At 68.2% G+C, this 21,809-nt stretch carries 21 protein-coding genes and 2 pseudogenes; 16 read left to right on the forward strand and 7 right to left on the reverse strand.

Annotated features, from left to right (window positions below; all coding sequences use genetic code 11):
* Positions 1–81: 81 nt before the first annotated feature.
* The 8 genes and pseudogenes from VMD50_RS00625 to VMD50_RS00660 form a co-directional block, all read left to right on the forward strand.
* Entirely contained in the window at positions 82–384 is a 303-nt protein-coding gene (locus tag VMD50_RS00625) for a hypothetical protein (protein WP_325423810.1), read from the forward strand.
* Positions 385–460: 76 nt separating this feature from the next.
* Complete coding sequence (locus VMD50_RS00630; RefSeq protein WP_325423811.1) at positions 461–1,225, forward strand: histidine phosphatase family protein; 765 nt, start codon at positions 461–463, stop codon at positions 1,223–1,225.
* An 84-nt stretch (positions 1,226–1,309) separates the two neighbouring features.
* Positions 1,310–1,897: a DUF3090 domain-containing protein gene (locus VMD50_RS00635; protein WP_325423813.1), complete on the forward strand. Its 588-nt coding sequence runs from the start codon at positions 1,310–1,312 to the stop codon at positions 1,895–1,897.
* Positions 1,881–2,705, forward strand: a complete 825-nt coding sequence (locus VMD50_RS00640; protein WP_325423815.1) for an SCO1664 family protein — start codon at positions 1,881–1,883, stop codon at positions 2,703–2,705. The genes VMD50_RS00635 and VMD50_RS00640 overlap by 17 nt, the downstream gene beginning before the upstream one ends.
* Positions 2,706–2,721: 16 nt before the next feature.
* Positions 2,722–3,519, forward strand: a complete 798-nt coding sequence (locus VMD50_RS00645; protein ID WP_325423817.1) for a 3'(2'),5'-bisphosphate nucleotidase CysQ — start codon at positions 2,722–2,724, stop codon at positions 3,517–3,519.
* Positions 3,520–3,545: 26 nt separating this feature from the next.
* Positions 3,546–4,781, forward strand: a complete 1,236-nt coding sequence (gene mshC, locus VMD50_RS00650; protein ID WP_325423819.1) for a cysteine--1-D-myo-inosityl 2-amino-2-deoxy-alpha-D-glucopyranoside ligase — start codon at positions 3,546–3,548, stop codon at positions 4,779–4,781.
* A 164-nt stretch (positions 4,782–4,945) separates the two neighbouring features.
* Positions 4,946–6,553, forward strand: a complete 1,608-nt coding sequence (locus VMD50_RS00655; RefSeq protein WP_325423821.1) for an alkaline phosphatase family protein — start codon at positions 4,946–4,948, stop codon at positions 6,551–6,553.
* Between the two features lie 82 nt (positions 6,554–6,635).
* Positions 6,636–6,891: pseudogene (locus VMD50_RS00660) on the forward strand (short-chain dehydrogenase); the annotation flags it as partial.
* Between the two features lie 69 nt (positions 6,892–6,960).
* Here the strand turns inward: VMD50_RS00660 and VMD50_RS00665 are convergent.
* Positions 6,961–7,830 (reverse strand): PAC2 family protein, encoded by an 870-nt coding sequence (locus VMD50_RS00665; protein WP_325423864.1) that lies wholly within the window; start codon positions 7,828–7,830, stop codon positions 6,961–6,963.
* Positions 7,831–7,945: 115 nt separating this feature from the next.
* On the opposite strand from VMD50_RS00665, the pseudogene VMD50_RS29765 reads away from it, so the two are divergent.
* Positions 7,946–8,065: pseudogene (locus VMD50_RS29765) on the forward strand (hypothetical protein); the annotation flags it as partial.
* A 70-nt stretch (positions 8,066–8,135) separates the two neighbouring features.
* Here the strand turns inward: VMD50_RS29765 and VMD50_RS00670 are convergent.
* The gene (locus VMD50_RS00670; protein WP_325423823.1) at positions 8,136–8,294 is read right to left on the reverse strand and encodes a hypothetical protein; all 159 of its coding nucleotides are present in this window, start codon (positions 8,292–8,294) and stop codon (positions 8,136–8,138) included.
* A 44-nt stretch (positions 8,295–8,338) separates the two neighbouring features.
* Here VMD50_RS00670 and metH point away from each other — a divergent pair, with 44 nt between their 5' ends.
* The 5 genes from metH (at position 8,339) to VMD50_RS00695 (ending at position 15,401) form a co-directional block, all read left to right on the forward strand.
* Positions 8,339–12,106 (forward strand): methionine synthase, encoded by a 3,768-nt coding sequence (metH, locus tag VMD50_RS00675; protein ID WP_325423825.1) that lies wholly within the window; start codon positions 8,339–8,341, stop codon positions 12,104–12,106.
* A gap of 136 nt (positions 12,107–12,242) precedes the next feature.
* Positions 12,243–12,524 carry a phosphoribosyl-ATP diphosphatase gene (locus VMD50_RS00680; RefSeq protein ID WP_325423826.1) on the forward strand — a complete coding sequence of 94 codons (282 nt, stop codon included), beginning with the start codon at positions 12,243–12,245 and terminating at the stop codon, positions 12,522–12,524.
* A gap of 2 nt (positions 12,525–12,526) precedes the next feature.
* Complete coding sequence (gene hisG / locus VMD50_RS00685; RefSeq protein ID WP_325423827.1) at positions 12,527–13,384, forward strand: ATP phosphoribosyltransferase; 858 nt, start codon at positions 12,527–12,529, stop codon at positions 13,382–13,384.
* A 125-nt stretch (positions 13,385–13,509) separates the two neighbouring features.
* Positions 13,510–14,019, forward strand: coding sequence for a DUF4126 domain-containing protein (locus VMD50_RS00690; protein ID WP_325423829.1), 510 nt, complete (start codon positions 13,510–13,512; stop codon positions 14,017–14,019).
* Positions 14,016–15,401: an FAD-containing oxidoreductase gene (locus VMD50_RS00695; protein ID WP_325423831.1), complete on the forward strand. Its 1,386-nt coding sequence runs from the start codon at positions 14,016–14,018 to the stop codon at positions 15,399–15,401. The genes VMD50_RS00690 and VMD50_RS00695 overlap by 4 nt, the downstream gene beginning before the upstream one ends.
* Here VMD50_RS00695 and VMD50_RS00700 read toward each other — a convergent pair.
* The gene (locus tag VMD50_RS00700) at positions 15,398–16,192 is read right to left on the reverse strand and encodes a thioesterase family protein (protein WP_325423833.1); all 795 of its coding nucleotides are present in this window, start codon (positions 16,190–16,192) and stop codon (positions 15,398–15,400) included. The two genes, VMD50_RS00695 and VMD50_RS00700, sit on opposite strands and share 4 nt — an antisense overlap.
* Positions 16,189–17,067: a RecB family exonuclease gene (locus VMD50_RS00705; RefSeq protein ID WP_325423835.1), complete on the reverse strand. Its 879-nt coding sequence runs from the start codon at positions 17,065–17,067 to the stop codon at positions 16,189–16,191. The genes VMD50_RS00700 and VMD50_RS00705 overlap by 4 nt, the downstream gene beginning before the upstream one ends.
* A gap of 74 nt (positions 17,068–17,141) precedes the next feature.
* On the opposite strand from VMD50_RS00705, the gene trmI reads away from it, so the two are divergent.
* Positions 17,142–17,993 (forward strand): tRNA (adenine(58)-N(1))-methyltransferase TrmI, encoded by an 852-nt coding sequence (gene trmI / locus VMD50_RS00710; RefSeq protein ID WP_325423837.1) that lies wholly within the window; start codon positions 17,142–17,144, stop codon positions 17,991–17,993.
* 4 nt (positions 17,994–17,997) lie between these two features.
* Here trmI and VMD50_RS00715 read toward each other — a convergent pair whose 3' ends face one another.
* Both VMD50_RS00715 and lppK read right to left on the reverse strand, forming a co-directional pair.
* Complete coding sequence (locus VMD50_RS00715; protein WP_325423839.1) at positions 17,998–18,291, reverse strand: DUF503 domain-containing protein; 294 nt, start codon at positions 18,289–18,291, stop codon at positions 17,998–18,000.
* Positions 18,292–18,296: 5 nt separating this feature from the next.
* Positions 18,297–18,911, reverse strand: coding sequence for a lipoprotein LppK (lppK, locus tag VMD50_RS00720; protein WP_325423841.1), 615 nt, complete (start codon positions 18,909–18,911; stop codon positions 18,297–18,299).
* Between the two features lie 280 nt (positions 18,912–19,191).
* Between lppK and arc the strand changes: the two genes are divergently transcribed.
* Positions 19,192–21,021: a proteasome ATPase gene (gene arc / locus VMD50_RS00725; protein WP_325423843.1), complete on the forward strand. Its 1,830-nt coding sequence runs from the start codon at positions 19,192–19,194 to the stop codon at positions 21,019–21,021.
* Positions 21,022–21,106: 85 nt separating this feature from the next.
* Here the strand turns inward: arc and VMD50_RS00730 are convergent, their stop codons facing one another.
* Entirely contained in the window at positions 21,107–21,730 is a 624-nt protein-coding gene (locus VMD50_RS00730) for a hypothetical protein (protein WP_325423866.1), read from the reverse strand.
* Positions 21,731–21,809: the final 79 nt, after the last annotated feature.

A 21,809-nucleotide genomic window follows, 5' to 3' on the forward strand; every position in this document is an offset into this window, starting at 1 on the left:
GTCAAATTTTAAGGAACGGTTTCGCATCCAATATGGCCATGTTGCCTACATCGGGTCGGACTGGAGAGGTATGGTCGCGTCATGGCCGTCATTGTGGACCGGCATACCGCGAGCAAAGAGTTTGCTGTCGAGGACATCTCGACGGGCATCTTCGCCAGCGGGTACGGGCAAGTCGGTGATGGGCGCAGTTTTTCCTTTCACATTGAGCACCGATCCCTCGTCATCGAAATTTACCGGCCGCGCCTGGCCGGCCCCGTTCCGCAGGCCGAAGACGTGGTGGCCAGGGCGGTACGCGGACTGGTCGACATCGACCTCACCGACGAGCGCAGCCTGACGGCCGCGGTGCGCGACTCCGTCGCCCACGCGGTGCCGGTTTCGCGCTAGGGGCGCGGCGGGTCGCCGCCCATCCGCCTGATCGCGGGCCCGTCGCGGGCGCCCCGCACCCTGTACGGTCGTCGTCGTGACCGTCATCCTGTTGCGGCACGGCCGTTCGACCTCCAACACCGCGGGTGTCCTGGCCGGCCGCTCCGAGGGCGTCGACCTGGACGACAAGGGCCGCGAGCAGGCCGCCGGGCTGATCGACCGCATCGGCGACCTGCCGATCCGGGCGGTGGTCAGCTCGCCGTTGCTGCGTTGCCTGCGCACCATCGAGCCGCTCGCCGAAGCCCTGTGCCTCGAGCCGCTGATCGACGACCAGCTCGCCGAGGTGGACTACGGCGACTGGACCGGCCGCAAGATCGGCGAGCTGACCAACGAGCCGCTGTGGCGCGTCGTCCAGGCCCACCCCAGCGCGGCGGTGTTTCCCGGCGGCGAGGGTTTGGCGCAAGTGCAGGCGCGCGCCGTCGCGGCCGTCCGCGGGCACGACCGTCGGCTGGCCCTGGAACACGGCGGAGAAAGCGGCGACGCGCTCTGGGTCGCGTGCACCCATGGCGACGTCATCAAGTCCGTCGTCGCCGACGCCTATGGCATGCACCTGGACGGGTTCCAGCGTGTCACCGCCGACCCGGGGTCGGTGACCGTGATCCGGTACACCCCGCTGCGCCCGTTCGTGTTGCACGTCAACCACACTGGCGCGCGCCTGTCCGCCGCGTTGCGGGCCGGGCCCCCACCCAAGGACGAATCCAAAGGTGATGAGGCTCACGGTGAATCGAAGGGCGAGGCGCGAACTGAGCCCAACGGGGCCGTGCCGTCGAGCGACGCGGTGGTCGGCGGCTCCCCGGACTGATCGCGCTTAATTCCGCTTGAAAACAGGTGGAGCGGGGCAATCGAATCGCACGGCAGCGGCAACAGCCGGTATTTTGGAGGTGCCATGGCCCGCGCAATTCACGTCTTCCGCACGCCCGACCGCTTCGTGGCCGGGACCGTCGGTCAGCCCGGAAACCGCACTTTTTACATCCAGGCGGTGGGCGATTCCCGGGTGGTATCGGTGGTTTTGGAGAAGCAACAGGTCGCGGTGCTCGCCGAACGCATCGGGGCGCTGCTACTCGAGGTGAATCGCCGGTTCGGCACGCCCGTACCCCCGGAGCCCGCCGAGATCGACGACCTCAACCCGTTGATCACACCGGTCGACGCGGAGTTTCGGGTCGGGACGATGGGCCTCGGCTGGGATTCGGAGGCGCAGACCGTCGTGGTCGAGTTGCTGGCCGTCACCGACGCCGAGTTCGACGCCTCGGTGGTGCTCGACGACACCGAGGAGGGTCCCGACGCGGTGCGGGTGTTCCTGACGCCGGAGTCGGCGCGCCAATTCGCCACCCGCTCGACTCGGGTGATCTCGGCCGGGCGTCCGCCGTGCCCGCTGTGCGACGAACCGCTGGACCCCGAGGGCCACATCTGTGCGCGCACCAACGGCTACAAGCGCAGCGCGCTGCTCGGGCCCGACGATGACGCCGAGGAATAACGAGCACGACGAGCGTGAGGTGCTGCGGGACGGCGAGCTGACGGTCCTCGGACGCATCCGCTCAGCCAGCAACGCCACCTTCCTGTGCGAATCGACGCTCGGCGAATCCAGCGTGCACTGCGTCTACAAGCCGGTCTCCGGCGAGGCGCCGCTGTGGGACTTCCCGGACGGAACCCTGGCCGGCCGCGAACTGGGCGCATACCTGGTGTCGACGCAGCTGGGGTGGAACATCGTGCCCTACACCGTGATTCGCGACGGCCCGGCGGGTCCGGGGATGCTGCAGCTGTGGGTGCGGCAGCCCGGCGACGCGGCCGACTCCGACCCGCCGCCGGGCCCGGACCTGGTCGACCTGTTCCCCGCCAACAAGGTGCGGCCGGGCTACCTGCCGGTGCTGCGCGCCTACGACTACGCCGGCGACGAGGTCATCCTGGTGCACGCCGACAACGCGCAGCTGCGGCGGATGGCGGTGTTCGACGTGCTGATCAACAACGCCGACCGCAAGGGCGGCCACATCCTGTGCGGCCTCGACGGCCGGGTGTACGGCGTCGACCACGGCGTGTGCCTGCACGTGGAGAACAAGCTGCGCACGGTGTTGTGGGGCTGGGCGGGCAAGCCGATCGACGACGACACGTGCGAGGCGGTCGCCGGGCTCGCCGAGGCGCTCACCGCCTCGCTGTGCGACGAACTGGCCGGCCACATCACGCGGGCGGAAATCGCGGCCCTGCGCAGGCGCGCGCTCGCGCTGCTGGGCAATCCGGTGATGCCCGGACCCAACCGGCATCGCCCCATCCCGTGGCCGGCTTTCTAGCGGCGATACTGAACCGGTGACCAACGGCGCGGAGGGCCTGTCCGATCTCACGGATGCCGCGCTGGCCGCCGAACTCGCCGCGGACGCGGGGGAGCTGCTGCTGAGGGTGCGCGATGAGGTCGGTTTCGGCCACCCCTGGGCGCTCGGGGACGCGGGCGACAGCCTGGCGAACGCGCTGATCCTGCGCCGGCTGCGGGCCGAGCGGCCGAACGACGCGGTGCTCAGCGAGGAAGCCTACGACGATCTGTCCCGGGTCAATCACGACCGGGTGTGGATCGTCGACCCGCTGGACGGCACCCGCGAGTTCTCCACGCCGGGTCGCGACGACTGGGCGGTCCACATCGCGCTGTGGCAGCGCCCCACCGACGGGCAGCGCGAGATCACCGATGCGGCCGTCGCGTTGCCCGCCCGCGGGAACACGGTGTACCGCAGCGACACCGTGACCGCCGACGGCGCGCGCGTCGGCATCCCGGGAACCATCCGCATCGCGGTCAGCGCCACCCGGCCGCCCGCCGTCCTGTACCGCATGCGCCAGACGCTGCACATCCAACCGGTCGCGATCGGCTCGGCGGGCGCGAAGGCGATGGCCGTCATCGACGGCGACGTCGACGCCTACGTGCACGCGGGCGGCCAGTGGGAATGGGACTCGGCGGCCCCCGCCGGGGTGCTGATGGCCGCCGGCATGCACGCCTCGCGGCTCGACGGCTCGCCGCTGCGCTACAACCAGCTCGACCCGTACCTGCCCGACTTCGTCATGTGCCGCGCGGAGCTGGCGCCGATCCTGCTCGGCGCGATCCGCCAGGAATTTCGCTGATCTGGCGCGCGTTTAGAGTCGACGTTATGCAGGCGTGGTCTTCCGCACAGGTCCCGGTGGTGCCGGGCCGCGGCCCTGAGCTGCGGCTGTACGACACCTCCGACCGGCAGGTGCGCCCGGTGGCGGCCGGGTCGAAGGCCACCATGTACGTCTGCGGGATCACCCCCTACGACGCGACTCACCTGGGTCACGCGGCCACCTACCTGGCCTTCGACCTCGTGCACCGGCAATGGCTGGACCTCGGCCACGACGTGCACTACGTGCAGAACGTCACCGACATCGACGACCCCCTGCTGGAGCGCGCCGAGCGCGACGGCGTCGACTGGCGCGCCCTGGGTGATCGCGAGGTCGCGCTGTTCCGCGAGGACATGACGGCGCTGCGAATACTGCCGCCGCGGGAGTACGTCGGGGCGACCGAGGCGATCGCCGAGGTGGTCGAACTCGTCGAGAAGATGCTGGCGTCGGGCGCCGCGTACGTCCTCGACGGCGAATACCCGGACGTCTACTACCGGGCGGACGCCACGCCGCAGTTCGGCTACGAGTCGGGCTATGACCGCGACACCATGCTGCAGCTGTTCGCCGAGCGCGGCGGTGACCCGCGCCGCCCCGGCAAGACCGACGAGCTCGACGCCCTGCTGTGGCGCGCCGCGCGGCCGGGCGAGCCCAGCTGGCCCTCGCCGTTTGGTGCCGGCCGGCCCGGCTGGCACGTCGAGTGCGCCGCGATCGCGCTCAGCCGCATCGGCAGCGGCCTGGACATCCAGGGCGGGGGCAGCGACCTGATCTTCCCGCACCACGAATTCACCGCCGCCCACGCCGAATGCGTGCGCGGCGAGCGGCGATTCGCCCGGCACTACGTGCACGCGGGGATGATCGGCTGGGAGGGGCACAAGATGTCCAAGAGCCGCGGCAACCTGGTGCTGGTGTCGAACCTGCGCGCGAAAGGCACTGAGCCGGCGGCCATCCGGCTGGGCCTGCTGGCCGGGCACTACCGCGCCGACCGGTTCTGGAGCCAACAGGTGCTCGACGAGGCCAACGCCCGGCTGCTGCGCTGGCGTGCGGCGACCGCGCTGCCCGCCGCCCCGGACGCCACCGACGTCGTCGGCCGCGTTCGCCGGTATCTGGCCGACGACCTCGATACGCCGAAAGCCCTTGCCGCACTGGATGGCTGGTCCACCGACGCGCTGGAGTACGGCGGCCACGACGCCGCTTCGCCGAGGCTGGTGGCGACCGCGGTCGACGCGCTGCTGGGAGTGCGGCTGTAAAAGCCGGCGCGCAGAAGGTGATTCGCGCCTTTGCCTCGCCAAAGTCACCAAACGGCAACGCCTGAGCGTCGATTCGCACAACAATCTGGGTAGGCGGCGTGTCATCGGCCACCATCGACGGAGCAACGCGCACGCAGCGCGTCAATCACAGAGGTGATTGCCTGATGTTCAGTCGTTTTCGCCGTGTGGCCGGGGCATTCGGCGCGGCCGGCCTGCTGGTCGTTTCGATGAACACGGTTCCCGCGTCGGCCGGCCCCATTCAGGGTCCGAACTTGCTGGTGAACCCGGGCGCCGAGGCGGGCGATCCGTCGTTGTCGGGCTACAGCTCGGTGTCGGTGCCGGGCTGGACGGTGGCCGGCACGCCGACCGTGGTCAAATATGGCACCGTCACGCGTTGGCCGATCGGGTTGTCCATTCCGCCGCCGCCTTTTCCGACGATCCTGCAATTTCCCCGGCCCGGTGAGGGACCCCCGGACGGCGGGCAGTTCTTCGGCGGCGGAAACGTGGCCGATGCCACTCTGAGCCAAACCGTCGACCTCAGCGGCGCGGCGGCCCAGATCGATACCGGCACCGTGCCGTACACCCTGAGCGGATGGCTCGGAGGCTTCCTGGAGGACCCCTCCGAGGCCTCGGTGACCGTCAACTTCCTTGCGGCCGACCAGTCGCAGCTGGGCACCGGCAAGATCGGTCCGGTCGGTGTGGTAGAACGCCGATTCAAAACCGCGCTGCTGCAACGGGTCACCACGGGGACGGTTCCGGTGGGCGCCCGCAGCGCCGTTGTGGTCGTGAATTTCAAGGATTGCAACCCGTCGCCCAGCCGCTACAACAACGCCTACGCCGACAACTTGTCCTTCACCGTCGGCGCCGCGCTGCCCGCGCCGCCGCCGCCCGCACCACCGGCGTCGAAAGTCGGGCCCCTCGATCACGTGTTCATGATCTATCTGGAAAACCACGGCGTGAAAGACATTGTGGGCAGCCGCAATGCGGACTACATCAACGCCTTGATCAACCAATACGGTTACGGCGCAAACTACTTCGCCCTGACTCACCCCAGCAGCCCCAATTACTATCCGATCCTGGGAGGGTCCGACTTCGGCGTGAACTGGAACTGCCCCATGGACTGCTTCGACCAACCCAACCTGGCCGACAGCGTCGAGCATGCGGGCAAGACGTGGGCCGCCTATGAGCAGTCCATGCCCAGCCCGTGCTTCACCGGGACCGCGGGTCCCTACAGCCCCGGCGAACTGCCGTTCCTCGCCTTCCACGACATCATCGCCAACGGGCCCCGCTGCCAGGCGCACGTGCTCCCGCTGACGCAGATGGCCACCGACCTCGCCTCTACGGCGACCACCCCGAACTACGTGTGGTTCGAGCCGGACGAATGTCATAACCAGGAGGGGTGCAACGACGTGCGCTTCGCCGCCAGCCAGCTGGCGTTTCATCAGTACGACATCCGCTCCGGCGACCAGTTCCTCGCGGCGACGCTGCCCACGATCTTGAACTCACCCGCATTCCAGACGCAGCGCTCCGCCGTCTTCATCACCTGGGACGAGGACTACAACAACCTGTATCTGGGCAACGGCAACGAGGGCAACCACATCCCCATGATCGTGATCCCGTCGCCGAACTCCGGCATGCGCCAAGGCCACTTCGTGGCCGTCAACTACAACAATCACTACAGCTTGCTGCGCACCATCGAAAACTCGTTGGGACTGCCGCCGTTGACCAACAACGACAAATTCGCCCAACCGATGAACGAATACTGGCCGTAGCCGTCTCCGGTCATCCGGAAGGTAATCTCGACCAGGCCGAACTGACGGCGCTCTGGGGCGAGCTCGGCGAGGATCGCCACTCACCGTCGATAAGCGCGCGGACGCGTTCGTCAGGCATCGAGGCACGTGCCGACCGCATCTACTGCCCACGCTTAGCCGGCCTGTTCCGATCGCTCAAGCCCGTGCTGTCCACCCCGGCCGGCGAACTTCCCATCCGCAAGATCACCGCCGAGCTGTTGCCCAGGATCGGCGCCGAGGTCGCCGCGCTGGGCCGGTCCATGTCCGCGTCCAACGCGGAGTTGTTGCACGAAAACCGTCAGGGTCTTGCGCCCAACTAGCTCGATGGTGGCGACCCGTTTCGCCCGGCTACGCCGCGCTCACGATCACCACTGTCGACGCCCGGCGGACTATTTGCGTCTGCGGCGCAGGTAGCGCTCGAACTCCGCGGCCAGCGCGTCGCCGTCGATCTTGCCCAGGGCCTCGTTCATGTCCACCTCGGCGTCGCCCCGCTGCTCCAGCGACGCCACGTATTCGGCCAGGTCCTCGTCCTCGGCGGCCATCTCGGTGATCGCCTGCTCCCACTCTTCGGCCTGGGCCGGCAGGTCACCCAGCGGGACCTCGATGTCCAGCACGTCCTCGACCCGGCGCAGCAGCGCCACCGTCGCCTTCGGGTTCGGCGGATTGGACACGTAATGCGGGACCGCGGCCCAGAACGTCACCGCGGGGATCCCGGCGGCCACGCAGGCGTCCTGGAAAACCCCGGCGATGCCGGTCGGGCCCTCATAGCGGGTTTCCTCGAGGCCGAAGCGTTTCGCCGACTCGGGGGAGTAGGCCGCGCCCGAGACCGGGACCGGTCGGGTGTGCGGGGTGTCGGCGAGCAGGGCCCCGAGGATGACGACGGTGTCGACGTTGAGCTTGTCGGCGATGGCCAGCAACTCGGCGCAGAACGTGCGCCAGCGCATGTTGGGCTCCACGCCGTGCATCAACACGACGTCGCGGTCGCTGCCCGGGGGCCGGCAGTGGGTGATCCGCATCGCCGGCCACACCAGCTCCCGGGTCACCCCGTCGATCTGCCGGATGACCGGGCGATTCACCTGGTAGTCGTAGTACGCCTCGTCGTCGATCTCGACAATGGGGTCGGCCTCCCAGATGGCGTCGAGGTGCTCGAGCGCGTCGCTGGCCGCGTCGCCGGCGTCGTTCCAGCCCTCGAACGCCGCCACGACGACGGTGTTGTGCAGTTCGGGCAGCGCAGAGGCTTCCTGGCCACGATCCGGCAATGTCACAGAATCAGCGTACGGCCTGTCGCAAACCGCCTGCGCCGTTCCGCGCGGCTTGCCTGGCAGAGACCTGTCAACCACTGGGCGTATTTCATAGGACGACTATCCTTGTGGCGTGACTGCCGCCGACGAATACGACTACGACAGCGACATCCTGGACACGTTGTCCCAGCGCGTGGTGGTCGGCGACGGCGCGATGGGCACCCAGTTGCAGGCCGCGGACCTCACCCTGGACGACGTCAACAAGCGGCGTCGACGTGGTCAAGACGAAATACGTTCGACTGCAAACTGGTTAACACCGGTAACTACGACATTGCCGACAAGATCCGCGAACTGGCGCTCAGGGGCACCGCGATCGCCGAGCGGGTCCGGTCGAGCTGGGCGTCCAGACGTTGGGTGACGACGTAGACTTTTCTGGTCGAGAGGCGTTGCAACGGATCCGGTTCCCTGCCGGTATCCGCCACGCTCGGCAGAGTCAAGGACGCCTTCCGTAACGGAAGGAATGCGCGTGAGCTCCCTTGAGCCGAATACCTTTGAGCCGAACATCCGCCCCGACTGCACCGACGAACTGACGGCAGCTCTGCGCCAGCGGATCATGGTGATCGACGGCGCGATGGGCACGGCGATCCAGCGGGACCGGCCGGACGAGGCCGGCTACCGCGGCGACCGGTTCACGGAGTGGCCGACCGCTCTGCAGGGCAACAACGACCTGCTCAACCTGACGCAGCCGCAGATCGTCGAGGGGATCCACCGCGAGTACCTCGAGGCGGGCGCCGACATCCTGGAGACCAACACGTTCAACGCGAACGCGATCTCGCTCTCCGACTACGACATGGCGGACCTGGCCTACGAGCTGAACTACGCCGGCGCCGCCCTGGCCCGCCAGGCAGCCGACGAGTTCAGCACCCCGGAGAAGCCCCGCTACGTCGCCGGCGCGATCGGGCCGACGACGCGGACCGCGTCGATCTCGCCGGACGTCAACGACCCCGGAGCCCGCAACGTCTCGTACGACCAGCTGGTCGCCGCCTACCTCGAAGCCGCCAACGGCCTGGTGGACGGCGGTGCTGACCTCCTCATCATCGAGACGATCTTCGACTCGCTGAACGCCAAGGCGGCGGTGTTCGCCGTCGAGACGCTGTTCGAGGACCGCGGACGCCGCTGGCCGGTGATCATCTCGGGCACCATCACCGATGCTTCCGGGCGGACGTTGTCCGGTCAGGTCACCGAAGCGTTCTGGAACGCGGTCAGGCACGCGAGGCCGATCGCGGTGGGTCTCAACTGCGCCCTGGGTGCGCCGGAGATGAGGCCCTACATCGCCGAGATGTCGCGGATCGCGGACACCTTCGTCTCCTGCTACCCCAACGCCGGCCTGCCCAACGCCTTCGGCGAATACGACGAGTCCCCCGAGCGCCAGGCGAGCTACATCGCCGATTTCGCCGAGGCCGGTCTGGTCAACCTGGTCGGTGGCTGCTGCGGGACGGCGCCGCCGCACATCGCCGAGATCGCCAAGGTCGTCGAGGGCAAGCCGCCGCGTGAGCTGCCGCAGATCCCGGTGGCCACCCGGCTCTCGGGCCTCGAACCGCTCAACATCACCGATGATTCCCTGTTCGTGAACATCGGTGAGCGCACCAACATCACCGGCTCCGCCCGGTTCCGCAACCTGATCAAGGCCGAGGACTACGACAGCGCGCTGTCGGTCGCCCTGCAGCAGGTCGAGGTCGGCGCGCAGGTCATCGACATCAACATGGACGAGGGCATGATCGACGGCGTCGCCGCGATGGACCGGTTCACCAAGCTGATCGCGGCCGAGCCGGACATCAGCCGCGTCCCGGTGATGATCGACTCCTCCAAGTGGGAGGTCATCGAGGCGGGCCTGAAGAACGTGCAGGGCAAGCCGATCGTCAACTCGATCTCCATGAAGGAGGGCGAGGAGAAGTTCATCCGCGAGGCGAAGCTGTGCCGCAAGTACGGCGCCGCCGTCGTCGTGATGGCCTTCGACGAGCAGGGCCAGGCCGACAACCTGGAGCGCCGCAAACAGATCTGCGGGCGCGCCTACCGGATCCTGACCGAAGAGGTCGGCTTCCCAGCCGAGGACATCATCTTCGACCCGAACTGCTTCGCGCTGGCGACCGGTATCGAGGAGCACGCGACCTACGGGATCGACTTCATCGAGGCCTGCGCCTGGATCAAGGACAACCTTCCCGGGGTGCACCTCTCCGGCGGCATCTCGAACGTGTCGTTCTCGTTCCGCGGCAACAACCCCGTCCGCGAGGCGATCCACTCGGTGTTCCTTTACCACGCCATCAAGGCCGGCCTGGACATGGGCATCGTCAATGCGGGTGCGCTGGTGCCCTACGACTCGATCGACCCCGAGCTGCGGGACCGGATCGAGGACGTCGTGCTGAACCGTCGCGAGGATGCGGCCGAGCGGCTGCTGGAGATCGCGGAGCGGTTCAACAAGTCCGAGCAGCCCGAGGACAAGGCGGCAGCCGAATGGCGCAGCCTCCCGGTCCGCGAGCGGATCACGCACGCTTTGGTCAAGGGCATCGACGCACACGTCGATGCCGACACCGAGGAATTGCGGGCCGAGATCGCCGCCGCCGGCGGTCGCCCGATCGAGGTGATCGAGGGCCCGCTGATGGACGGCATGAACGTGGTCGGTGACCTCTTCGGCTCGGGCAAGATGTTCCTGCCCCAGGTCGTGAAGTCGGCCCGGGTGATGAAGAAGGCCGTTGCGTACCTGCTGCCGTTCATCGAGGCGGAGAAGGAAGAGTCCGGCGTTGCTGGTGTTTCTGGGGGGAAGGACACCAACGGCACGATCGTGATGGCGACCGTGAAGGGTGACGTCCACGACATCGGCAAGAACATCGTCGGGGTCGTCCTGCAGTGCAACAACTTTGAGGTGATCGACCTCGGCGTAATGGTGCCCGCCGAGAAGATCCTGGCCGCGGCGAAGGAGCACGACGCCGACATCATCGGGCTGTCCGGCCTGATCACCCCGTCGCTGGACGAGATGGTCAACTTCGCCGCCGAGATGGAACGCGGGGGGCTGGAGATCCCGCTGCTGATCGGTGGCGCGACCACCTCGCGCGCGCACACGGCCGTGAAGGTGGCGCCGCGCCGCAGCGGTCCGGTGGTCTGGGTCAAGGACGCTTCCCGCTCGGTGCCGGTCGCTGCTGCGCTGCTCGACGACAAGCAGCGTCCAGCGCTGCTGGAGGCCACCGACAAGGACTACGCAGCCCTGCGCGAACGGCACGCCCAGAAGAACGAGCGGCCGATGCTGACGCTGGAGAAGGCCCGCGCGAACCGGACGCCGATCGAGTGGGACGGCTACACGCCGCCGGCGCCGGCGCAGGGTGTGGGAGTACGTGAATTTCATGACTACGACCTCGCCGAGTTGCGCGAATACATCGACTGGCAGCCGTTCTTCAACGCCTGGGAGATGAAGGGAAGGTTCCCCGACATCCTCAACAACCCGGTCTCGGGCGAGGCTGCCCGCAAGCTGTACGACGACGCCCAGGAGATGCTCGACACCCTGATCAAGGAGAAGTGGCTGACTGCCAACGGGGTGATCGGCTTCTTCCCGGCAAACGCGGTCGGCTCGGGTATCGAAGACATCGAGGTCTACACCGATGAGACCCGTACCGAGGTGCTGACCACGTTGCACAACCTGCGCCAGCAGGGCGAGCACCGCGACGGCATCCCGAACCGGTCGCTGGGCGACTACATCGCGCCCAGGGACACCGGTCTGGCCGACTACGTCGGCGCCTTTGCCGTCACCGCGGGGCTCGGCGGCCAGGACAAGATCGCGGAGTTCAAGGCAGCCAATGACGACTACAGCGCGATCCTGCTGGAGTCGATCGCCGACCGGCTGGCAGAGGCTTTCGCCGAACGGATGCACCAACGGGTCCGCAAGGAGTTCTGGGGATTCCAGCCGGACGAGCAGCTGGACAACGACGCGCTCATCAATGAGAAGTACGTGGGAATCCGCCCTGCCCCCGGCTACCCGGCCTGCCCGGAGCACACCGAGAAGGTGACGCTGTGGGAGTTGATGGACGTCGAGGAGCGGACCGGCATCGAGCTGACCGAGTCGATGGCGATGTGGCCCGGTGCTGCCGTCAGCGGCTGGTACTTCTCACACCCGCAATCGCAGTACTTCGTGGTCGGTCGGATGGCCCAGGACCAGGTCGCCGACTACGCGAAGCGCAAAGGCTGGACCCTGGCCGAAGCCGAGCGCTGGCTCGCCCCCAACCTCGGCTACAACCCAGAGGACTGAGCCCCACGCCGGTTGAGTTCGCACCGGCCGCTTGCTAATTCGCGAACGTGCGTTTGTACGGTGACACGCCGCTGAGCTTGGCAATCTGCGCACGCTCGCGCCCCACGGAAACCCCCGTGACTTTGCTCGTCGCCGCGTGAAACAATCGCTGGCCGTGAAGACCTTCGAGGATCTGTTCGCCGAACTCGGCGAGCGTGCCCGCACCCGGCCGGCCGGCAGCGGCACGGTCGCCGCGCTGGACGGCGGCATACACGGGCTGGGCAAGAAGATCCTGGAGGAGGCCGGCGAGGTGTGGCTGGCCGCCGAACACGAGACCGACGACGCGCTGGCCGACGAGATCAGCCAGTTGCTGTACTGGACGCAGGTGCTGATGATCGCGCGCGGGCTGTCCCTCGACGACGTCTACCGAAAACTGTGAGCATGCTGCGGGTTGCGGTTCCCAACAAGGGCACGCTCAGCGAGCCGGCCACCGAGATCCTGGCGGAGGCGGGCTACCGGCGCCGCACCGACTCCAAGGACCTCACCGTCGTCGACCCGGTCAACCAGGTCGAGTTCTTCTTCTTGCGGCCCAAGGACATTGCCATCTACGTGGGTTCGGGAGAACTGGATTTCGGCATCACCGGACGGGACCTGGTCCGAGACTCGGACGCGCCGGTGCGCGAACGCCTGGCGCTGGGTTTCGGGTCGTCGAGCTTTCGGTACGCCGGCCCGGCCGGACGGGACTGGACGACGGCCGACCTGGCCGGCAAGCGGATCGCGACCGCCTACCCGAACCTGGTCCGGAAAGACTTGGCCGAGAGGCGGATTGAGGCCACGGTCATCAGGCTCGACGGCGCCGTGGAGATCTCGGTGCAGCTCGGCGTGGCCGACGCCATCGCCGACGTGGTGGGGTCCGGGCGCACGCTGAGCCTGCACGACCTGGTGGCCTTCGGGGAGCCGCTGTGCGATTCGGAGGCGGTGCTGATCGAGCGCTCCGACCACGACGGCCACGGCGCGGCGAAGGCCGCACGCGATCAACTCGTCGCGAGGATCCAGGGTGTGGTGTTTGGCCAGCAATACCTGATGCTCGATTACGACTGCCCGCGTTCGGTCCTGGACAAGGCCACGTCGATCACCCCGGGACTGGAGTCGCCGACCATCGCCCCGCTCGCCGATCCGGACTGGGTGGCGATCCGCGCCCTGGTGCCGCGTCGGGGCGTCAACGAGATCATGGACGAGCTCGCCGCCATCGGGGCCAAGGCGATCCTGGCGTCCGACATCAGGTTCTGCCGGTTCTGATCGGCTGCCGTGGTCGCGGCTGTGTTAGCGTCCGCCTGGGGCTGCTGAAAAACTGACGCCCGCGTTATCCCTGGGCCGTCATCCCCTACCGTTGCCGGGCTGCCTAGTCCCCCAGGAGGGTCTTCGTGACACACGCGCTAATTCTGCTGCTGGCTTTACTGATCGGTGTCGTCGCCGGGTTGCGTTCGCTGACGGCCCCCGCCGTGGTCGCGTGGGGCGGCTATCTCGGCTGGATCGACCTGCACGGCACCTGGGCGTCGTGGATGGCCAACATCATCACGGTCGTTGTTTTCACCGTGCTGGCCGTCGCCGAACTGGTCAACGACAAGCTGCCCAAGACGCCGGCCCGCACGGCGCCACCGATCTTCGCCGCCCGGATCATCACGGGCGGGTTGGCGGGCGCGGTGCTGGGCGCGTGGCCGCACTGGACCTTTTCGGCGCTCGGCGCGGGCGTCATCGGCGCGGTGCTCGGCACCCTCGGCGGCTACCAGGCGCGTAAGCGTCTGGCCGCGGTGGCAGGCAGGGACCTGCCCATCGCGCTGCTCGAGGATGCGGTCGCGATCCTGGGCGGGTTCGCCATCGTCGCAACGACGGGCCATGTGCTGACCGAGTATCTGCTGACGGCCGTTAAGTGACAACGCATTTCGACGCGATCATCGTCGGTGCCGGGCAGGCCGGCCCTCCGCTGGCCGGGCGGCTGACCGCGGCCGGGCAGCGCGTCGCGATCATCGAGCGCAAACTCGTCGGCGGCACCTGCGTCAACACCGGATGCATCCCCACCAAGACCCTGGTGGCCAGCGCGCACGCCGCCCACCTGGCCCGGCGTGGAGCCGAATACGGCGTGAGTATCGGCCCGATCAGCGTGGACATGGCCAAAGTCAAGGCGCGCAAAGACGACATCATGCTGGCCGACCGCAAGGGCGTCGAAAGCTGGTTGGACGGCATGGACGGCTGCACCGTCGTTCGCGGTCACGCCCGTTTCGACGACCCGCACACCATCAGCGTGAACGGCGACTTGCTGCGCGCCGACCGAATCTTCCTCAACGTCGGTGGCCGCGCGGTGGTGCCCGACGTCCCGGGACTGTCCGGCGTCGAGTACCTCACCAACGTGTCGATCCTCGAACTCGACAGCCTGCCAGACCATCTCGTGATCCTCGGGGGCAGCTACATCGCGCTGGAGTTCTCGCAGATGTACCGGCGGTTCGGGGCCCGGGTGACGGTGGTCGAGCGGGGGCCGCGGCTGGCGTCCCGCGAGGATGAGGACGTCTCGGCCAGCGTCAAAGAGATCCTGGAGGCCGAGGGCATCGACATCGTCGTCGGCGCCGATGACGTTCGAATCACCAAGACCGGCAAGGGGTTTGAACTCACTCCCCGTAACGGTGCCGCCCCCATCGCCGGAAGCCATCTGCTGGTGGCGGTGGGCCGGCGGCCCAACACCGACGACCTCGGCCTGGAGGCGGCCGGAGTGCAGACCGACGCCCGCGGCTACGTCGTGGTCGACGACCAGCTCAAGACCAACGTCGACCACATCTGGGCGATGGGCGACTGCAACGGCAAGGGCGCCTTCACCCACACCTCGTACAACGATTTCGAGATCGTGGCCGCCAACCTGCTCGAAGGTGATCTCTATGCGACCCCCCGCCGGGTGAGCGACCGCATCACCGCCTATGCGCTCTACATCGACCCACCGCTGGGGCGCGCCGGGATGAGCGTCAGCCAAGTCCGCGCGTCGGGCCGCAAGGCGTTGGTCGGCAAGCGGCCGATGACCAGGGTGGGCAGGGCGGTGGAAAAGGGTGAGACGCAAGGCTTTATGAAGGTGGTCGTGGACGCCGACACCGACCAGATTTTGGGCGCGGCCATCCTGGGCGTCGGCGGCGACGAGGCGATTCACGCCATCCTGGACGTCATGTCGGCCAAAGCGCCGTACACCACGCTGTCGCGCACGATGCACATCCACCCCACCGTCAGCGAGCTCATTCCTACGATGCTGCAGGAGATGTCGCCGCTCTCGGGCTAGCGGCGCTGGATCAGCAGCGTCTGCGCCGACGTCCCGACGAACCCGTCTCGGTCGAAAACCTCGGCCGTGGTCACGCCGACGCCGTCCGGTCCGATCGACGCGCGGGCCCGCAGTCCGAAATCGTTGCCGGCGGGAAGCCGGTGCAGGTGGACGACGGTGTCGGTGTTCATGAAGACGAACTGGTCCGGATCGAGGATCTTCCCGACGCCGTTGGCGCAATCGACGACGGCGGCGAGCCGCTGCAGCGCCGAGGCGGGTTCGGTGTCGACGATGTGGGCCAGCGGGCTGATCCAGGACACCGCGGCGGATCGTCCCTCGGTTTTCTGCGGGCGCCAATCGATCGCGTCGAAATAGCCGCCGGCTCCGGCGAACGGAGCCGAAAGCGGTTCGGCGCTCCCTTCCACCAACGGCGGGTGCCGGTCCGATGCGGCGTCCGCGGTGTCGGTGACCGCCAGCAGCCACGCCGTCACCCGGGCCACGGCGCGCGGGGGTGCTCCTTCGCGAGCGGCAAACAGTTCGGCGACCGCCATGCAGATCCGCGAACCCGGGCGCTCCACCCACGCCCGGGCGCGAAGCGGCCGCACCGGAATCGCCCCGAGGATGTCCAGGCTGAGCCGGCCGATCCGAAGACCGGCGCCCGCCGGCAGCTCCTCGATGAGCTTCGTCAGCAGCGCCAACGGGGGCGAGCCGTGCTGCAGTTCGGGGCCCCAGTTGCTGCGCGTGAAGTCGGTCGAGTCGAACACCGCATCGTCGCCTTCGGCGGGGAGGCGACGGTAGAAGCAGCCGATCATGCCGCCGGTTCGGTCGGGTGCGGAATCGCTTGCGCGCCCGCGGGGTCCGGCCACCCGGGGTAGGGCGGTGGCGTTCCGCCGAACGTCGGGCAGTGTTGCCGGTGGGCGCACCACTCGCACAACCGCGACGGGCTGGGGCGAAAATCGCCCGTCGGCGCCGCGGATCGGATGGCGCGCCAGATCGCCATCAGCGTCTTCTCGAAGCGCAGCAGCTCGTCATGGTCGGGCGCGTAGTCCAACACCTGGCCGTCGGCCAGGTAGATGATCCGCAGCCGGGTGGGCAGCACACCGCGGGAGCGCAGCAGCGCCACCGCGTAGAACTTCATCTGAAACATCGCCTTGAACTCGGCCAGCGCCCGCGCGGCCGGCGGCGCCTTGCCGGTCTTGTAGTCGACCACCCGCACCTCCCCGGTGGCCGCGACGTCGATGCGGTCGATGAAGCCACGCAGCAGGGTGCCGTCGGCGAGCTCGACCTCGACGCGCTCCTCGCAGGAGTGCGGGTCGAACCGGGTCGGGTCTTCCAGCCGGTAGTAGCCGGCGAGCAGGGCGCGGGCCTCCGCCAGCAACTGGGCTCGCTGCTCGGGGCCCACGTCGGCGGCCAGGTCGGGTTCGGCGGCGATCACCCGGTCCCAGGCGGGCTCCACCAGCGAGCCCGCGGTGTCGGGGCCGCGCATCCCGGCGGGCAGGCCGTAAAGCTGTTCCAGGGCGGCGTGCACCACCGAGCCGCGCAGCTGCGCGGTCGACGGTGCCTCGGGCAGCCGGTCGATCGCCCGGAACCGGTACAGCAGCGGGCACTGCTTGAAGTCCGCCGCCCGCGACGGCGACAGGGCCGGTTTCGAGGCCGGGCGCGTGCGTCCCTCCGGCTGGTCCGTCATTCCCGCAGCCTAGGACCGGGCGCCGACAACCCCCAAGCACCCGTTGCCGCGAGTCGGCTGGCACGCTGGACGGCGTGTCCGCAACCGGCCCGTTCACCGCTGGCGAGCGGGTCCAACTCACCGACGCCAAGGGCCGGCACTACACGATGTGCCTCACTCCGGGCGCCGAGTTTCACACCCACCGCGGATCGATCGCACACGACGCGGTGATCGGGCTCGAGCAGGGCAGCGTCGTCAGATCCAGCAACGGCGCGAATTTCCTGGTGCTGCGCCCCCTGCTGGTCGACTACGTGATGTCGATGCCGCGCGGCCCGCAGGTGATCTACCCCAAGGACGCCGCCCAGATCGTGCACGAGGGCGACATCTTCCCGGGCGCGCGGGTGCTGGAGGCCGGCGCCGGATCCGGGGCGCTGACCTGCTCGCTGCTGCGCGCCGTCGGGCCCGAAGGGCGGGTCGTCTCCTACGAGCAGCGCGCCGACCACGCCGAGCACGCCCGTCGCAACGTCGCCAACTTCTTCGGCGTTGACGGCGGCTCCCCCGACAACTGGGAGCTGCTCGTCAGCGACCTCGCGGACTCCGACCTGCCCGACGGCTCCTTCGACCGGGCCGTGCTCGACATGCTCGCGCCGTGGGAGGTGCTCGATGCCGCGGCGCGGCTGCTGGTCGCCGGCGGTGTGCTGATCATCTACGTGGCCACCGTCACCCAGCTGTCACGGACCGTCGAGGCCCTGCGGGCCCAGCAGTGCTGGACCGAGCCCCGGTCGTGGGAGACGCTGCAACGGGGCTGGAACGTCGTCGGTCTGGCCGTTCGCCCGCAGCATTCGATGCGCGGGCACACCGCCTTCTTGATATTCGCGCGGCGGCTCGCGCCGGGCGCCGTCGCGCCGGCGCCGCTGGGCCGCAAACGCGAGGGCCGCGACGGTTAAACGGTTAGTCGTCGCTGTGGTGCAGGCCCCGCCGCACCGACAGCAGTTCGAATTCGGGATGCGCCGCCACCAGCCGTTCGGCCGCGTCGAGCACGTCGACGGTGTGGCCGCGGTCGCCGGATACCACGCCCACGCCGATCCCGGCCCGCCGATACAGGTCCTGCCTCCCGGTTTCGGCGGCCGACACGCTGAACTTGCGCCGCAACTCGGCCACGACGGGACGAACCACCGACCGCTTCTGTTTGAGTGACCGCACGTCGCCCAGCAACACGTCGAACTCGAGCCAGCCGATCCACATCGGAATCAGCCGGGGGGAGTCGGCGACGGAGCCGGGGCCGGTGCGGGGGCGGGTTCGGGTGCCGGCGCAGGGGGCGGGGTGGGGTTGGCGGGTGGGGGTGGCCCGGTGGCCGAGTTACCGAGGGCCAGCAGCATTTCGGCGGTTCGGCGGGATAGCTGCCAACCCCCTTGGAAGGCCGTGAACTCCATCGGGAAGGTGAATTTGCCGTTGTTCGCCTGGGCGGTGTTGACGGTGACTGTGGCCCGCACGTGGGACGGATTCTTGTCCGACCAGGCGACGTCATTCGCCGTGAACGTCATAGGGAGGTAGCCGTTGTCCCGCAGCGCGTTGGTGAACCTGTCCAGAGTGGCCGCGCTCTCGGGGGTCGCGCCCTCGACGAAGCTCACCTTGTTGGCGCCCGGCACGTTCGGGTCGGCGAGCCGGTTGAGCACGTCGACGAGGGCGTCGGGCGGCGGCAGCGGAGCGGTCGGGGGAGCCGCCACGACGAGCGGAGCCGAGGTGGCCGGGACGCTCGACGACGGGGACGACACGACCCTGGGTCCGGTGTGCGAGCACCCGGCGAGCCCGATCGCCGCCACCGCGGCGGCGGCGCTCAGCGCGAAGGACAGGCCTCGGTGCATACAGTTCGTTCTGTTAGGCGCCCGCGTCCGCCGTCGGGCCAACGGGTGCAATGGATGTCACAGCGGGGGCCGCCGCGCCGGGCAAGACGGCGCCGGCGGAGCCCGTGGCAAGGGCTTTTGGTGCCACGGCCGTCCTTTCGCTCGGCGCGATTCGTGGCAGAGATTACCAGTGGAACCAAAGTCTTAACTTTTCGTGAGCATTTGACAGCGCACATCAATCGGCAATCGCCGGTAGCGTTGAAGGACCACCACGAATTTCGGGGCGGGAAGGGAGCGCAACATGGGTGACTCAGAGCGTTCTGAAGCATTCGGTGACACCGGTGACACCGGCATGTCCAGCGGCGACGCGGCCGAATTGGAACAGTTACGCCGTGAGGCAGCGGTGCTGCGCGAACAATTGGAGCACGCGGTCGGGACGCCCGGCGGCACCCGCTCCGCCCGCGATGTGCATCAACTCGAAGCTCGCATCGACTCCCTCGCCGCGCGGAATTCCAAGTTGATGGAGACCCTCAAAGAGGCCCGCCAGCAACTGTTGGCGCTGCGGGAAGAGGTCGACCGGCTCGGACAGCCGCCCAGCGGCTACGGCGTCCTGCTTGCGGCCCACGAGGACGACACGGTCGACGTGTTCACCTCGGGCCGCAAGATGCGCCTGACCTGCTCGCCCAACATCGAGGTCCCCTCGCTCCGCAAGGGCCAGACGGTCCGGCTCAACGAGGCCCTGACCGTCGTCGAGGCCGGCACGTTCGAATCGGTCGGCGAAATCTCGACGCTGCGCGAGGTGCTGAACGACGGGCACCGGGCGCTCGTCGTCGGCCACGCCGACGAGGAACGCATCGTGTGGCTGGCCGAGCCGCTGGTCGCCGAGGATCTGCCGGACGGCGTTCCCGATGCCCTCAACGACGACACCAAGCCGCGCAAGCTGCGTCCGGGCGACTCGCTTCTGGTCGACACCAAGGCCGGCTACGCCTTCGAGCGCATCCCCAAGGCCGAGGTCGAAGACCTGGTGCTCGAGGAGGTGCCCGACGTCTCCTACCAGGACATCGGTGGGCTGACCCGTCAGATCGAGCAGATCCGCGACGCCGTCGAGCTGCCGTTCCTGCACAAGGAGCTCTACCGCGAATACGCGCTGCGCCCGCCCAAGGGCGTGTTGCTCTACGGCCCGCCCGGCTGCGGTAAGACCCTGATCGCCAAAGCGGTCGCGAACTCGCTGGCCAAGAAGATGGCCGAGGTGCGCGGCGACGACGCCCGCGAGGCGAAGTCGTACTTCCTGAACATCAAAGGCCCGGAGCTGCTGAACAAGTTCGTCGGCGAGACCGAGCGGCACATCCGCCTGATCTTCCAGCGGGCCCGCGAGAAGGCGTCGGAGGGCACGCCGGTGATCGTGTTCTTCGACGAGATGGACTCGATCTTCCGCACCCGCGGCACCGGGGTGTCCTCGGACGTCGAGACGACGGTGGTCCCGCAGCTGCTCAGCGAGATCGACGGCGTCGAGGGACTGGAGAACGTCATCGTCATCGGCGCGTCCAACCGCGAGGACATGATCGACCCCGCGATCCTGCGGCCGGGGCGCCTCGACGTGAAGATCAAGATCGAGCGCCCGGACGCGGAGGCGGCTCAGGACATCTTCTCGAAGTACCTGACCGAGTCGCTGCCGCTGCACGCCGACGACCTCGCCGAGTTCGGCGACGACCGCACCACCTGCATCAAGGCGATGATCGAGAAGGTCGTCGAGCGGATGTACGCCGAGATCGACGACAACCGGTTCCTGGAGGTCACCTACGCCAACGGTGACAAGGAGGTCATGTACTTCAAGGACTTCAACTCCGGGGCGATGATCCAGAACGTCGTCGACCGGGCGAAGAAGAACGCGATCAAGTCGGTGCTGGAGACCGGTCAGCCCGGTCTGCGCATCCAGCACCTGCTCGACTCGATCGTCGACGAGTTCGCCGAGAACGAGGACCTGCCCAACACCACCAACCCCGATGACTGGGCGCGGATTTCGGGCAAGAAGGGCGAGCGGATCGTCTACATCCGCACCCTGGTCACGGGCAAGTCGTCGAGCGCGTCGCGGGCCATCGACACCGAATCCAACCTCGGTCAGTACTTGTAGGCCGGGCTCCCTACTCGCGACACTGAAACTACGCACACCCCGCGGCGGTTGCGCGTAGTTTCAGTGTCGGCGGCTCTGTCAGCCGTCAGGCCGTCACCAGCGAATAGCTGTTGGTCAGGTCGTCCTGGGTGACCTGGGCAGCGCGGGAGGTCGTGTCGATGCGCAACTCTTCAGTGAGCACGCGCGGCTGGTAGGACCATCCGTCCGGCAGCTTGAGCCGCTCGCCCAGCTTCGGCAGATCGGCACGCGACAGGTTGGGGTCGACGACCTGGCTCCAGGTTTGCATGACCCAGCGGTGCCCTTGGGGATCCTGGAGCTCGTAGACCTCTTCGCCGGCGTTGAACACGAACACCGTGTGGCGGGTCACCGTGTTGACGCTGTAGGGCGCGGGATTCATCGAAGACAGCAGGACGGTGGCCTGCTGGATCATCTCGATCCCCCCGAAGGTCTTCTTGATCTGCGGGCCCTGCTGCTGCTTTTCGATGGCGTTCATGAGCCAGTAGCGGGGACCGTTGAGAAGCGCTGCGGCCGCACCGTTTTCGGCGGCGATGGCCTGCGCTTCCAGCGCCGACCACAGTTCGGCTGGACAGTCGTTGAGCGGGAAGCTGTTGTAAACCGTGGCCTGCGGACCCGCCTCGCCGGGGGTCACGAGAAGCACTTCGCCGTAACGCTTTCCAGCCAGATCGGTCACCCGTGTGAAATTAATCACCGCCGCTGGTGGCGTCAACCGTACACGCCGTGACCGCCACGGCGCCGCGGTAGCGGTTGCGCGCGATCAGCGTCGCGTG

Source organism: Mycobacterium sp. (genome assembly GCF_035506235.1).
Lineage (GTDB): Bacteria > Actinomycetota > Actinomycetes > Mycobacteriales > Mycobacteriaceae > Mycobacterium.

Excerpts from the sequence above, each read along its gene's own strand:
- hisG (WP_325423827.1), top strand. The coding sequence starts at position 12,527 with ATGCTGCGGGTTGCGGTTCCCAACAAGGGCACGCTCAGCGAGCCGGCC.
- VMD50_RS00705 (WP_325423835.1), bottom strand. The coding sequence starts at position 17,067 with ATGACGGACCAGCCGGAGGGACGCACGCGCCCGGCCTCGAAACCGGCC.
- mshC (WP_325423819.1), top strand. The coding sequence starts at position 3,546 with ATGCAGGCGTGGTCTTCCGCACAGGTCCCGGTGGTGCCGGGCCGCGGC.
- lppK (WP_325423841.1), bottom strand. The coding sequence starts at position 18,911 with ATGCACCGAGGCCTGTCCTTCGCGCTGAGCGCCGCCGCCGCGGTGGCG.
- VMD50_RS00655 (WP_325423821.1), top strand. The coding sequence starts at position 4,946 with ATGTTCAGTCGTTTTCGCCGTGTGGCCGGGGCATTCGGCGCGGCCGGC.
- VMD50_RS00635 (WP_325423813.1), top strand. The coding sequence starts at position 1,310 with ATGGCCCGCGCAATTCACGTCTTCCGCACGCCCGACCGCTTCGTGGCC.
- VMD50_RS00640 (WP_325423815.1), top strand. The coding sequence starts at position 1,881 with ATGACGCCGAGGAATAACGAGCACGACGAGCGTGAGGTGCTGCGGGAC.
- VMD50_RS00700 (WP_325423833.1), bottom strand. The coding sequence starts at position 16,192 with ATGATCGGCTGCTTCTACCGTCGCCTCCCCGCCGAAGGCGACGATGCG.
- VMD50_RS00715 (WP_325423839.1), bottom strand. The coding sequence starts at position 18,291 with ATGTGGATCGGCTGGCTCGAGTTCGACGTGTTGCTGGGCGACGTGCGG.
- arc (WP_325423843.1), top strand. The coding sequence starts at position 19,192 with ATGGGTGACTCAGAGCGTTCTGAAGCATTCGGTGACACCGGTGACACC.
- VMD50_RS00625 (WP_325423810.1), top strand. The coding sequence starts at position 82 with ATGGCCGTCATTGTGGACCGGCATACCGCGAGCAAAGAGTTTGCTGTC.